At 59.5% G+C, this 12,464-nt stretch carries 10 protein-coding genes and 1 pseudogene; 5 read left to right on the top strand and 6 right to left on the bottom strand.

The features are described 5' to 3' along the window. Positions 1–106 precede the first annotated feature (106 nt). Positions 107–923: pseudogene (locus tag DU29_RS01000000130225) on the top strand (substrate-binding periplasmic protein). Between the two features lie 223 nt (positions 924–1,146). Then, on the top strand, positions 1,147–3,033 hold the full coding sequence (locus DU29_RS0119945) for a DEAD/DEAH box helicase (protein WP_028623274.1): 1,887 nt from the start codon (positions 1,147–1,149) through the stop codon (positions 3,031–3,033). 281 nt (positions 3,034–3,314) lie between these two features. On the opposite strand, the gene DU29_RS0119940 is transcribed toward DU29_RS0119945, so the two are convergent. The 3 genes from DU29_RS0119940 to DU29_RS0119925 all read right to left on the bottom strand — a co-directional run bounded on the left by DU29_RS0119940 (position 3,315) and on the right by DU29_RS0119925 (position 6,872). Beyond that, on the bottom strand, positions 3,315–3,911 hold the full coding sequence (locus tag DU29_RS0119940) for a YceI family protein (protein ID WP_028623273.1): 597 nt from the start codon (positions 3,909–3,911) through the stop codon (positions 3,315–3,317). 32 nt (positions 3,912–3,943) lie between these two features. Next, entirely contained in the window at positions 3,944–4,495 is a 552-nt protein-coding gene (locus DU29_RS0119935) for a cytochrome b (protein ID WP_028623272.1), read from the bottom strand. A 610-nt stretch (positions 4,496–5,105) separates the two neighbouring features. Beyond that, positions 5,106–6,872, bottom strand: coding sequence for a flavin monoamine oxidase family protein (locus tag DU29_RS0119925; protein ID WP_028623270.1), 1,767 nt, complete (start codon positions 6,870–6,872; stop codon positions 5,106–5,108). 222 nt (positions 6,873–7,094) lie between these two features. On the opposite strand from DU29_RS0119925, the gene DU29_RS0119920 reads away from it, so the two are divergent. Beyond that, positions 7,095–8,501, top strand: coding sequence for an adenosylmethionine--8-amino-7-oxononanoate transaminase (locus DU29_RS0119920; protein ID WP_028623269.1), 1,407 nt, complete (start codon positions 7,095–7,097; stop codon positions 8,499–8,501). 135 nt (positions 8,502–8,636) lie between these two features. Beyond that, positions 8,637–9,356 (top strand): 16S rRNA (uracil(1498)-N(3))-methyltransferase, encoded by a 720-nt coding sequence (locus tag DU29_RS0119915; protein WP_028623268.1) that lies wholly within the window; start codon positions 8,637–8,639, stop codon positions 9,354–9,356. A gap of 88 nt (positions 9,357–9,444) precedes the next feature. On the opposite strand, the gene trhA is transcribed toward DU29_RS0119915, so the two are convergent. Beyond that, positions 9,445–10,062 carry a PAQR family membrane homeostasis protein TrhA gene (trhA, locus tag DU29_RS0119910; protein ID WP_028623267.1) on the bottom strand — a complete coding sequence of 206 codons (618 nt, stop codon included), beginning with the start codon at positions 10,060–10,062 and terminating at the stop codon, positions 9,445–9,447. A 184-nt stretch (positions 10,063–10,246) separates the two neighbouring features. Between trhA and DU29_RS0119905 the strand changes: the two genes are divergently transcribed. Then, positions 10,247–11,161, top strand: coding sequence for a LysR family transcriptional regulator (locus tag DU29_RS0119905; RefSeq protein WP_028623266.1), 915 nt, complete (start codon positions 10,247–10,249; stop codon positions 11,159–11,161). 99 nt (positions 11,162–11,260) lie between these two features. Here DU29_RS0119905 and madM read toward each other — a convergent pair whose 3' ends face one another. Both madM and madL read right to left on the bottom strand, forming a co-directional pair. Next, positions 11,261–12,025: a malonate transporter subunit MadM gene (gene madM, locus DU29_RS0119900; RefSeq protein ID WP_028623265.1), complete on the bottom strand. Its 765-nt coding sequence runs from the start codon at positions 12,023–12,025 to the stop codon at positions 11,261–11,263. A gap of 5 nt (positions 12,026–12,030) precedes the next feature. Beyond that, positions 12,031–12,423 (bottom strand): malonate transporter subunit MadL, encoded by a 393-nt coding sequence (madL, locus tag DU29_RS0119895; protein WP_028623264.1) that lies wholly within the window; start codon positions 12,421–12,423, stop codon positions 12,031–12,033. Between the last annotated feature and the right edge of the window lie 41 nt (positions 12,424–12,464).

Raw genomic sequence — 12,464 nt, 5'->3', positions numbered from 1 at the left:
GCGATTTTTTGCTTTTTTGCTGCTTAAAATGTGAAGCAACACACGGAGGTAGAGCTTGTGCATGCGGATTCTGGCTCTTTGCGGTTTCTCGTCGTAATCTCCAGCCATGCCTTGGATTGCCCAGTTACTCACCGTGCTGCTATTCACTTGCCTGAGCGTAACTGCCCGGGGCGAGAAACTGCGCATCGTCACCGAGCCATGGGCCCCCTATGTCTATGAACAAGACGGCAAAGCACTGGGCCTGGATTATGAAACGACGGCCATCGTCTTCAAACGACTGGGCATCGAAGTGGATTGGCAATTCCTGCCCTGGAAGCGCTGTCTGTCCATGCTCGAGCAAGGCCAGGCCGACGGCGCGCTGGACATTTTCCACAGCCCCGAGCGCGATGCGTCCCTGCTCTACCCGAGCGAGCCATTGTCCGAAGTGCAGTTCGTGATGTTCTACGCCAACGAGCGCCCTCATCCGTTCCGCACCCTTGAAGACCTGCGCGGCCTGACTGTCGGTACCTCGCCGGGCTACCTCTACAGTGATGACTTTCGTAATTCGACGCTGTTCACCCGTGAGTCCGCGCCCAGCCATGAAGCCAATTTCGGCAAACTGGTGCGGGGACGTATCGACTTGCTGATCACCGACCGCCGCGTCGGCCAGCACTTGCTCGACGAACTGAATATCCGCGACCAGATCAGTGAAAATCCCACCATCATCAGCCAGCAGAGTCAGTTTCTGGCAGTGCGCCGCAATGCCGGCATGGACCTGCTGGTGCAGCGCTTTGGTGCCGAACTCAAGCGCTTCAAACGTGAGCCCGCCTATGCGGAACTGAGCGCGCGATACGAAGCCGGGCCAGCTGCCGGCGCGAACGCCGCCAAGGTGACGAACAGCATCGAAAAAAACCGTTGAGCAGCAGGAAAGCGGCGCGCAGTGATTGCTCTGTTATACTCCGGCCTTCCCGCCAGGCTCACGCCCGGACGCTCGGAACCGTTTAAGGCATCTCGACCCCGCTACAGCGCAGCTTTGCAGCCCGCGCGAGCACTCCAGACAAGCCTTCGTGACCCAGCAGGACCGGACGGGATTGCGTTCCTCTTAAACGCCATTCGCGCCAGGCAAGACTCCCATTGGGCCAAGCCCTAACTAAAACAGGATTACTCATGTCCTTTGCTTCCCTCGGTCTCTCCGAGGCTTTAGTCCGTGCCATCGAGGCGGCGGGCTACACCGAGCCTACTCCGGTGCAACAGCGGGCCATTCCCGCCGTGTTGCAAGGTCGCGACCTGATGGTTGCGGCTCAGACAGGTACTGGTAAAACCGGCGGCTTCGCCCTTCCGATTCTGGAGCGGTTGTTCCCCAACGGTCACCCGGACAAATCCCAGCGCCACGGTCCACGCCAACCCCGCGTGCTGGTCCTGACGCCGACCCGCGAACTGGCGGCTCAAGTACACGAAAGCTTCAAGGTCTATGCCCGTGACCTGAAATTCGTCAGCGCCTGCATCTTCGGCGGCGTGGGCATGAACCCGCAGGTTCAGGCCATGTCCCGTGGTGTCGACGTGCTGGTGGCCTGCCCGGGCCGGCTGCTCGACCTCGCCGGTCAAGGCAGCGTTGACCTTTCCCACGTGGAAATCCTCGTGCTGGACGAAGCCGACCGCATGCTCGACATGGGCTTTGTCCATGACGTGAAGAAGGTGCTGGCCCGTCTGCCGAGCAAGCGGCAGAACCTGCTGTTCTCGGCGACGTTCTCCAAAGACATCACCGACCTCGCCGGCAAGCTCCTGCATAACCCGGAACGCATTGAAGTCACGCCGCCGAATACTACGGTCGAGCGCATTGAACAGCGTGTTTTCCGCCTGCCCGCCAACCACAAGCGTTCGCTGCTGGCGCACTTGATCACCGCAGGCGCCTGGGAACAGGTGCTGGTGTTCACTCGTACCAAACACGGCGCCAACCGTCTGGCCGAGTACCTGGACAAACACGGCCTGACCGCCGTCGCGATCCACGGCAACAAGAGCCAGAACGCGCGGACCAAAGCCCTGGCCGACTTCAAGGCCGGTGAAGTGCGCATCCTCGTGGCGACCGATATCGCCGCTCGTGGTCTGGACATCGACCAGTTGCCACACGTGGTCAACTTCGAACTGCCGAACGTCGATGAAGATTACGTTCACCGTATCGGCCGTACCGGCCGTGCCGGTCGTTCGGGCGAAGCGATCTCGCTGGTTGCGCCAGACGAAGAGAAGCTGCTCAAAAGCATCGAGCGCATGACCAAGCAGAAGATTGCCGATGGCGATCTGATGGGTTTCGACTCCAGCGCTGTAGAAGCCGAGAAGCCTGAAGCCCGCGAGCGTCCGGATGTGCGTAACCCGCGCAATCCACGTGGCCCGCGCGGCGATGGTCCGAACGGCGGTGGCGGTGGCGGCGGTCGCAAGGACAAAGGCAAGGACAAGGGCGGCAAGGAAAAACCTGCTGCCACTGGCCGTGGCGATCGTCCGGCGCGTGAGCACAAACCGCGCGAAGGCACACCGGCGCGCGAGCAACAGCGCCCGGCGCCACGTGCGGCTTCCGCTGATCGCGCCCCGGATGAGTTCCTCGACGACGACATCGATAATTTCGGTAATCGCGTTGACTACGTTCCGCAAGCCAAACCGGCCCAAGGCCGTGGTCGCCGTCCGGGTGCCCCGGCACCTGGCACGGCAGCAGGTGCAACTGCAGGCGCAGGTGCTCCACGCGGCGGCAAGCCACAGGGTCGGCAAAGCGGTCCACGCAGCAGCGACGGCGCCAGCACTGGCACCCCGCCCGCCAAGCGCAGCGGCCCACGCAACGGCGCACCGCGTGACGGTCAGGCCCGCCGCGAAGAAGGCCGCAGCCGTCGCCCAGCCCGTGACGACAAGCCCCTTTCAGAGCCAGCGGTGCAAAACCCGCGCGGCCCGGCACCGAAGATCATTCATAAGGAGTCGAAAACCGATCGTTTCCCGACGCCTGAACAACTTGATCAACTGCCAGGCCGTCCACGTGGTGAGAAACCGGCATTGCTGACCCGCAATCGCTGAGTTAATCGCGCAATACAAAATGCCCCGGCTCTCAAAAGCCGGGGCATTTTTGTTTCTCAAAAACGGCCATTCACACCGGCTGCGGCCCACCTGGATTCATTGTGGGAGCGGGCTTGCTCGCGAAAGCGGTTGGACATTCAGCATTGATGGCGGCTGACCCGGCGCTTTCGCGAGCAAGCCCGCTCCCACAAGGAGATCTCATCGCCCAGAAGGCTTGTGGCAGACAATAAAAAACGCCCCCGATCGCAAGACCGGGGGCGTTTCGGTGTCAGGCGCGAAAGTTACTTCGCTTTCACACCTTCAAACGTTACATACAGCTCGACTGCATCGGACGCTGCGCCCAGGTCTTTCTGCTTGCCGAAATCGGAACGCTTGATGCTGGTGGTGCCTTCGAAGCCGGCACGGTAGCCGCCCCATGGATCCTTGCCTTCACCCAGGAAAGTGGCCTTGACCACAATTGGCTTGGTCACGCCTAGCAGAGTCAGATCGCCAGTCACGTCTGCAGTGTCTTTACCCGCAGCGTTCTTGCCGGTGGACTTCACGCTGGTGGAAACGAACGTGGCCTTGCCGAATTTGCCCGCGTTCAGGAAATCACCGCTGGCGATGTGCTTGTCGCGCTCGGCATGGTTGGTGAACACGCTGGCGGTGTTCACGTTGAACTCGATTTTGCTGTCTTCAGGCTTGGCCGCGTCGAAGCTGAACTTGCCGTCGATGTCCTTGAAGGTACCGGTGATGAAGCTGTAGCCCAGGTGGCTCACCTTGAAGTCAACGAAGGCGTGCTGGCCTTCCTTGTCGACGACGTAGTCAGCCGCCATGACGTGACCTGCGGACAGCAGCGCGGAACCGATTGCCAGAGCGGCGAGGGTCTTTTTCAACATGCTTTCTATTCCTTTGGAGTCGAGGTTGAACTTCAGGCTTTGCGACCGAGCATTCGATTCAGGGTCGCATCACGGTCGATAAAGTGGTGTTTCAATGCTGCCAACGCATGGAGCCCGGAAAAAATTACCAGTACCCACGCCAGATAGAAATGAATCAAACCTGCGGTGTCTGCCTGATCCGGTAGTCCGGACACCAGTGCAGGTACTTCGAACAGGCCAAACACGGGAATCCCGACACCGTCTGCGGTGGAAATCAGGTAACCGGCAATCATCACAGCGAACAGACTGAGGTACAGAAATGAATGGCCGAATTTCGCGCCGATGCGTGTCATGCGGCTATAGCTTTCCAGCGTAGACGGCGGAGGGCTGACGAAGCGCCAGAGCACGCGAGCAATCATCACGGCCAACAACACCAGACCAATGCTTTTGTGCAGGTCCGGCGCATCTTTGCGCCAGGTGCTGTAGTAATCGAGACCGACCATCCACAAGCCCAGCGCGAACAAACCGAACACCGCCAGCGCCACACCCCAATGCATGAAAATGCTGACCCAACCGTAGCGCGAAGAAGAGTTACGTAGCTGCATTGCCCAAATCCTGTGAGAACTGCGACCAAGACTATCGAGTTATCTATCGAATTAAAGCGGAAAATTTCGCTTTGAAATATCGAGAAATACGATCAAGAGTCTGAAATAAGGGAGTTAAGGAAAGATTAAAGGCGATTTTGTGGCTGGATGTTAGTGGGAAAGGCAATGTGTGAGTGGCGGGTGAAGCTGCCATGCACGCCCGCCCGGTGAATCAACGTTGAGCAAAAACCTCCTGCTAGTTATGAAAGACCGCAGGAGGATGCATGCAATCAAGTTGTACGGATCCAGCAGGCATTTGCGAGCCAGTTGAGTGCCCGAATAACCAGCCAGCTTAGGTTCATCTACCACGCATCCATACAGGGGGACCAATATCGCTATTGCTGCCAGTATCTTCACGGTGCTCTCCAGGTTTTTGAAGAACATAGAACTCCATGCTGGCCCCTATCAATCGCCCCATTGCGATACGCCTGTGGGACGCCTCTGATATCGCGCTGGAGCCTGTAGGACCGATAGATTTGATAGGTGCAGGCAGCGTGTTCGATGTCTCTGGCTGGAATCCGAGCAAAAAAAAAGCGCGACCCCAGGGCCGCGCTTTTCGTGAGGCTGAACGTTACTGAGCGTTGGTCTCAGTCGTCGCCGCCGGTTTGGCCGCTGGCTTTTTCGCCGGCTCTGCCTTCTTCACCGGTGCTTTCGCCGGCGCCTTCTTGGCCTCGGTTTTCGCCGCAGGCTTTTTCACTGGCGCCTTGGCCGGGGCTTTTTTAGCCTGCTCGGTTTTCACCGGCGCTGCAGGTTTCGGCGCTTCGACCGGTGCAGGCGCCGGAACCGGTGCTGGCGCAGGGGCTGGTGCAACCGGAGCCACTGGCGCTGCGGCCTTGACCGGCTCCGGTTTCTTGTCCTCGTCCGACAAACCGCCGAACAGATTAGTGAAGAAGTTGCCTTTCTTCGCCGCTACTGCGCCTGCTGCCGCCGCCGTAGCCGCAGGCACCACCTTCGCCGGCTCAAACGACTTGCCGGCTGCCAGGTCTTCAACTTGAATTGCCGCGCGCTGACCGGTGCGCAATGCGCCTTCCAGCGTGCCCGGGTACAAGGTGTCGGTGTGTTCGCCGGCGAACGCTACACGTTGCAGCGGGCGCTCCCACAGGCGCCAGTACTTGCTGATCTGGCCCGGACCGTAGGCCAAGTAAGCGCCGCCCATCGACGGGTCGGTGCTGTAGCGACGAATTTCGTAACCGGTGAACGAACCGCGCGCCTGTGGATAAAACGCGTGCATGCGAATCAGCACCTGATCGGCCATCTGCTTGTCGCCAAATGCCTGCATCACCCGTGCGTTGTCGCCCGAGAGGTTGATCACCACGTTGGCACCGCCTTTCAGCGCCGGTTCTACCCACAACATGCCCAGACCGGTGTTGCTGTAGATCTCGCCGGACATGCGCGCCTTGCTTTCCCACACCGGCGTTTTGAATTTCAACAGGACCTGGTCACGCCATCCGTAATTGGTGCCTTTGATCGCGCCCAGATGCTGGGCATCCAGCGCGGGAGTCATCTGGATCTTGTTCAGCGCGCGCAACGGTACCGCTACTACCACGTAATCCGCCTGATAGCCGACGCTGCCGACTTTGACCGTAACACTGTCCTTGGACTGGATGATGGCCGACACCGGCGAGCTGGTCTTGATGGTTTTCAGCTGTTTAACGAACGCCTGAGCCAGCACCGGGCTGCCGCCGAGCAGGCGCGAAGCACGCAAATCACGGTCGGAAACGCCCTGATAGACGCGACCCTGCTGTGCGAAATACAGCAGCGACAGGCGCGAAGGTTCGTCATAGCGGGTACGAATCTGCTGATTGATCAGCTGCCGAGCCGTGGCAGGCAAGGTCAGGCGATCAAGCCAGTTGGAGACGTTGATCTGATCCAGCGCATGCAGCGTGTTGTTGGCTGCCGGGTTCTGCGGATCCTCGATAGAGCGCGCGAGATCGTCGACGGTTTTTTCGTAGCGCTTGAGCGCTTCGGCCGTCGCCGGTTCCTTGGTGGCCAGGTCGGCAGCGGTGTAATACACGCCGTCGATCAGGTAGCTGGGTGTACGCACGAACTCCGGCGCCGGCGTGGTGCTCAGCTTGAACGTCGAGACGTATTTGTTCAGCACCGGTTGCGTCTTGTCGTTGCCGATCCACTCGCTGCTGGCCATGCCGGAGCGACCGCCCAGGCTCGGCTTGGCTTCCAGCAACGTCACCTGCCAGCCTTTGTTCTGCAGTTCATAAGCGGCTGTCAGGCCGGACAGGCCGCCGCCAATCACGATGGCTGTTTTATCCTTGGCCAGCGCGGACACGCTGAACAGCCCCAATATCACCAGCGCACAGGCGCGCAGCCAAGCAGCAGACATTCAGCGAACTCCGGAAATAACGTAAGAAATAACGGTTTTGCGAGTCAGACGACTCCAAGAGCAGCGAAGAATACGTCAGCCATCAAATGGCCGCCAGCAACGTCTATCGGCCTGTTCAAAGTAGTTCGTTCAATACAATAGGTTGTTCCCGGGCGACGCATTGCATAGGCTTGCGCGACTGCATGGCCGCGCCCGGCGCGGATCGCCTCGAGGAGACAGAACATGGGCTTGAACAATCAGTGGATGCAACGCGACCTCGCGGTGCTGTGGCATCCCTGCACCCAGATGAAAGACCATGAGCAACTGCCGCTGATCCCGATCAAACGCGGTGAAGGCGTATGGCTTGAAGATTTCGAGGGCAAGCGCTATCTAGACGCGGTCAGCTCCTGGTGGGTCAACGTGTTCGGCCATGCCAATCCGCGGATCAACCAGCGCATCAAGGATCAGGTCGATCAACTGGAGCACGTGATCCTCGCCGGTTTCAGCCATCAGCCGGTGATCGAACTGTCTGAGCGTCTGGTGAAGATGACGCCGGAGGGCCTGACCCGGTGTTTCTACGCCGATAACGGTTCGTCCTGCATCGAAGTCGCGCTGAAAATGAGCTTTCACTACTGGCTCAATCGCGGCCAGCCGAACAAGAAGCGCTTCGTCACACTGACCAACAGCTATCACGGTGAAACCATGGCGGCGATGTCGGTAGGCGACGTGCCGCTGTTCACCGAAACCTACAAAGCGTTGCTGCTCGATACGATCAAGGTGCCAAGCCCCGATTGCTATTTGCGCCCCCAAGGCATGAGCTGGGAAGAACACTCGCGCAACCTGTTCGCCGTGATGGAGCAGACCCTGGCCGAGAATCACGACACAGTGGCGGCGGTGATTGTCGAACCGTTGATCCAGGGCGCCGGCGGCATGCGCATGTATCATCCGGTATATCTGAAGCTGCTGCGCGAAGCCTGCGACCGTTACGGCGTGCACCTGATCCACGATGAAATCGCCGTGGGCTTTGGCCGCACCGGAAGCATGTTCGCGTGTGAACAGGCGGGTATCCGTCCCGATTTCCTGTGTTTGTCCAAGGCCCTGACCGGTGGTTATTTGCCGCTGGCGGCGTGCGTCACCACGGAAGATGTGTACAGCGCGTTCTACGACGACTACCCGACCCTGCGCGCCTTTCTGCATTCGCACAGTTACACCGGCAATCCGCTGGCGTGCGCGGCGGCGCTGGCGACGCTGGATATTTTCGAAGAAGACAATGTGATCGAAAACAACAAGGCCCTTGCCCAGCGCATGGCGACCTCGACCGCGCACCTCGCCGATCACCCGAACGTGGCGGAAGTGCGTCAGACCGGCATGGTGCTGGCCATCGAGATGGTCAAGGACAAGGCGACAAAAGAAGCCTATCCGTGGCAGGAACGCCGTGGCCTGAAGGTTTTTCAGCATGCACTGGAGCGTGGCGCCTTGCTGAGGCCGTTGGGCAGCGTGGTGTATTTCCTGCCGCCTTATGTGATCACGCCGCAGCAGATCGATTTTCTGGCTGAAGTGGCCAGCGAAGGGATCGATATTGCGACCCGTAAGGGTGTCAGTGTTTCGGTGCCGGAAAATTTTCATCCTGGCTTCCGTGATCCGGGCTGATTGTAGAGTGCTCGTTCCCACGCTCGGCGTGGGAATGCAGCCCGGGACGCTCCGCGTCCCAAAAGCGGACGCAGAGCGTCCGGTGAGGCATTCCCACGCAGAGCGTGGGAACGATCAATTCAGTAGAGACCCAGCATGAGACTGTCCCGCTTTTTTATCGACGCCCCCCTGAGCACTGGCGAACACGAATTGCCCGAAGCCCAGGCCCATTACATCAGCCGCGTGCTGCGCATGGCCGAGGGCGATGCCGTGCAATTATTCGACGGCTCGGGCAACGAGTTTCGCGCGACGCTGGCTGAGGTCGGCAAGAAACGCGTCGTCGTGCAGATTGATGAAAGCTTCGCCGGGCAAGTCGAGTCGCCGCTGCAGATTCACCTTGGCCAGGGCCTGTCCCGTGGCGAACGGATGGACTGGGCGATTCAAAAGGCCACGGAGTTGGGCGTCAACGAAATCACCCCGATCTTCAGCGATCGCTGCGAAGTCCGCCTCAAGGACGAACGCGCCGACAAACGTCTGATGCACTGGCGCCAGGTGGCGATCAGCGCCTGCGAACAATGCGGGCGGTCGCGCGTGCCGGTGATTCATCCGCCGCTGCTGCTGGCGGACTGGTTGAAGCAGACTGAAGCCGAGTTGAAGCTGGTGCTGCACCCGGTGGCAGAGCCGTTGGTGAGTCATGCAAAACCGGCAACGCTGGCATTTTTGATCGGGCCTGAAGGCGGCCTGACCGACGCCGAGGTCGATCAGGCCAAGGGCGCTGGTTTCCATGCCGCCCGCCTTGGGCCGCGAGTATTGCGCACCGAAACCGCGCCGGTGGTGGCGTTGGCGGTTGCCCAGCAGCTTTGGGGGGATTTCTAAATTAAAAGATCGCAGCCTGCGGCAGCTCCTACGGGGGAATGCGATCCATGTAGGAGCTGCCGCAGGCTGCGATCTTTTGATCTTCTATTCACAAAACATAAAACAGAATCGCCACAAAGTGCAGCACGCTCCCGGCGATGACAAACAAATGCCATATCCCGTGCGCATGCCGCAACCGGTGGTCCAGGGCAAAAAAGATGATCCCCACCGTGTACAAAATACCGCCCGACGCCAGCCACGCGAAACCGGTGCTGCCCAGCGCCGCCAGCAGCGGCTTGACTGCGATCAACACGATCCAGCCCATCACCGCATAAATCACGATCGACAGCACTCGCGCCTCCGACCGCGGCTTGATCTCCTGCAGGATGCCGATCAGCGCCAACCCCCACACAATTCCGAACAACGTCCAGCCCCACGGCCCGCGCAAGGTCACCAGGCAGAACGGCGTATAGCTGCCGGCAATCAGCAGGTAAATCGAAAAGTGATCGACCTTTTGCATGATGGCTTTTCTGCGCCCGCGCACGCTGTGGTAAACGGTCGAAGCGCTGTAGAGCACCATCAAGGTAAACCCGTAAATCGGCACGCTGACGATTTTCCACGGGCTGCCATCCATGCTGGCGATCACCAGCATCCACACCGCGCCGATCGTCGCCGCCACCGCCCCGACCAAATGCGTCCAGGCGTTCAGTTTTTCCCCGTGATACATGTATTACTCACCTCAAAATTTACTGCAAAATCGCGCAAACCGTAGGAGCCGTCGAGTGAAACGAGGCTGCGATTTATTCAAGATCCAAAGATCGCAGCCTCGTTTCACGAGGCAGCTCCCTACATAGCTGCTACATAACATCGTATGCGTGCACAATCGAGTCATTCGAATAAGAGTCACACCCATGTTGATCGACGAAGAGTTGACCCTGAAAAAACTCGAGGTGTTCCTCGCCTTCATGCGCACCGGCAATCTCGCCCGCGCCGCCGCCGAATTGCAGACCAGCAACGTCAGCGTGCACCGGGCAATCCATTCCCTTGAAAGCGCCCTGCGGTGTCCACTGTTCAAGCACGAAGGCCGCAACCTCACGCCACTGGAAAGCGCCTACGTGCTGGAAGAACGGGCGCAAAAGCTGATCCAGGACGTGGTCGAAAGCGTGCGTCTGACCCGCGAAGCGGCTGGCTTCTCCGCAGAACGCTTCAAGTTGGGCTCGTTGTATTCGCTGACAGTGAAGACCGTGCCGCAGCTGATCATGGGCCTGAAAATCCGCCGCAGCGAACTCAACATCGATCTGATCCTCGGCTCGAATTTCGATTTGCTGTACAAGCTCAGGAACATGGAAGTCGACGCGATTCTGGTGTCGCTGAACGACAGCGTCAACGACCCGGACTGCGAGCAGATTCCGCTGTTCTCCGATGACATCTTCCTCGCCACGCCAGCAGATTCCAGGTTTGCTCAACGCTCTGAAGTCGATCTTGCCGAAGTCCGCGACGAGACGTTCATTACCCTGACCCAAGGCTTCGCCACGCACCAGGATGGCAATCGAGTATTCAAGCAGGCGGGATTCGAACCGAAGGTGGCGATGCAGGTCAACGACATCTTCACCCTGCTGAGCATGGTCAGTTCCGGGGTGGGTTATGCGTTGCTGCCAGGGCGGATTGCGGCGGTGTATGAAAACCGCGTGAAGCTGATTCCACTGCAGGAAAAGTATCGATTGCAGCAGCACATTGGCGTGGTGTTTCTGAAGGCCAAGGAGCGTGATCCGAATCTGTTGGCGCTTTTGGCGGAATGTCGGATGTATGCCAATCGACAGGCCTGAGACCGTGTCGCGCCCTTCGCGAGCAAGCTTGCTCCCACAGGGGAACGCATTCCAATGTGGGAGCGGGCTTGCCCGCGAAGGCCCCCGCCCGGTCGAGACCTACCCGATCAACCCGCGCATGATCAGGTACAGCAGCGAAGGCCCGAGCAGGCAGCCGAGCGCGGTGTAGAACGCTGCGGTCAGGCAACCATAGGGCACCAGTTTCGGATCCGTCGCCGCCAATCCGCCGGCCACGCCGCTGGAGGTGCCCATCAACCCACCGAAGATCACCGCGCTGCGCGGATTGTTCAACCCGATCATGGGCGCCACGAATGGCGTCATCACCATTACCAGAATCGCCTTGATCAGCCCCGCCGCAATCGACAGCGCCATGACTTCCGAACTGGCACCAATGGCCGCGCCTGTCACCGGCCCGACGATGTAGGTCACGGCGCCCGCGCCAATGGTGGTCAGGCTGACCGCATCGGTATAACCAAACGCCATGGCCACCGAGACGCCCGCGATGAATGACGTGCCGACGCCGACGAACAGCGCCAGCACCCCGACGAGGCCAGCGCGTTTGAGTTCATCGACACTCACACCGAAGGCCGTGGCGACGATCGCGAAGTCACGCAACATGGCGCCGCCGAGCAGGCCGATGCCCGAGAGCAGCGGAATGTCGACCACACCTTTTTGCCCACCGGTCAGCGCACCCCCGACGTAAGAAAGCAGCAGGCCGAGCAGAATGGCGATGGCCGAGCCGTGCAGGCGGCCTTTGGTGAATGTGTTGGAAATCCAGTAGGACACCCACATGGTGACGCCGACAATGGCAAACCCACTGATCAATCCGTACCCGGTAATCACCTTCATCAACGATTCGTACATGGCGATCACCCGATTGTGTTTGGTGGAGTGACGGTTTCTGGCGCCTTGTTGCCAATGCGCACCAGCACCGGCACCAACGCGAAGGCAATGACCACGGCCACCGTACCGGCCAGGATCGCCATCGGCCCACCCTTGAGCGCTCCATAAACGTTTTGCTGCGCAGCCATGGCGACCACGATCGGGATGTAAATCGCACTCCAGAACTCCACGCCCTGCTCGGTCTTGCCTTTGAGCCAGCCGGTCTTGTAGAGATAGCTGCCAAGCCCGATCAGCAGCAACATCGCAATACCGACGCCACCCACGTTCGCCGGCACGCCAATCAGCTTGCCGAGCAGTTCGCCAATAAAAATACCGGCCAGGGTACAAAAGGCGAGAAATGCCACACCGTAAATAATCATTGTTGTAGTCCTCAAAGTGCATCGTCGAATGTTGTTTTTGT

The organism is Pseudomonas sp. Ant30-3 (assembly GCF_000690905.1).
Taxonomy (GTDB): Bacteria; Pseudomonadota; Gammaproteobacteria; order Pseudomonadales; family Pseudomonadaceae; genus Aquipseudomonas.
Note: the sequence above shows the minus strand (reverse complement) of the source record. Positions and strands in the feature narration are given on the sequence as shown.

Bases quoted from the DNA above. Each gene is read 5' to 3' on its own strand.
- DU29_RS0119920 (WP_028623269.1), top strand. From the start codon at position 7,095: ATGGGCTTGAACAATCAGTGGATGCAACGCGACCTCGCGGTGCTGTGG.
- madL (WP_028623264.1), bottom strand. From the start codon at position 12,423: ATGATTATTTACGGTGTGGCATTTCTCGCCTTTTGTACCCTGGCCGGT.
- trhA (WP_028623267.1), bottom strand. From the start codon at position 10,062: ATGTATCACGGGGAAAAACTGAACGCCTGGACGCATTTGGTCGGGGCG.
- DU29_RS0119925 (WP_028623270.1), bottom strand. From the start codon at position 6,872: ATGTCTGCTGCTTGGCTGCGCGCCTGTGCGCTGGTGATATTGGGGCTG.
- DU29_RS0119935 (WP_028623272.1), bottom strand. From the start codon at position 4,495: ATGCAGCTACGTAACTCTTCTTCGCGCTACGGTTGGGTCAGCATTTTC.
- DU29_RS0119905 (WP_028623266.1), top strand. From the start codon at position 10,247: ATGTTGATCGACGAAGAGTTGACCCTGAAAAAACTCGAGGTGTTCCTC.
- madM (WP_028623265.1), bottom strand. From the start codon at position 12,025: ATGTACGAATCGTTGATGAAGGTGATTACCGGGTACGGATTGATCAGT.
- DU29_RS0119915 (WP_028623268.1), top strand. From the start codon at position 8,637: ATGAGACTGTCCCGCTTTTTTATCGACGCCCCCCTGAGCACTGGCGAA.
- DU29_RS0119940 (WP_028623273.1), bottom strand. From the start codon at position 3,911: ATGTTGAAAAAGACCCTCGCCGCTCTGGCAATCGGTTCCGCGCTGCTG.
- DU29_RS0119945 (WP_028623274.1), top strand. From the start codon at position 1,147: ATGTCCTTTGCTTCCCTCGGTCTCTCCGAGGCTTTAGTCCGTGCCATC.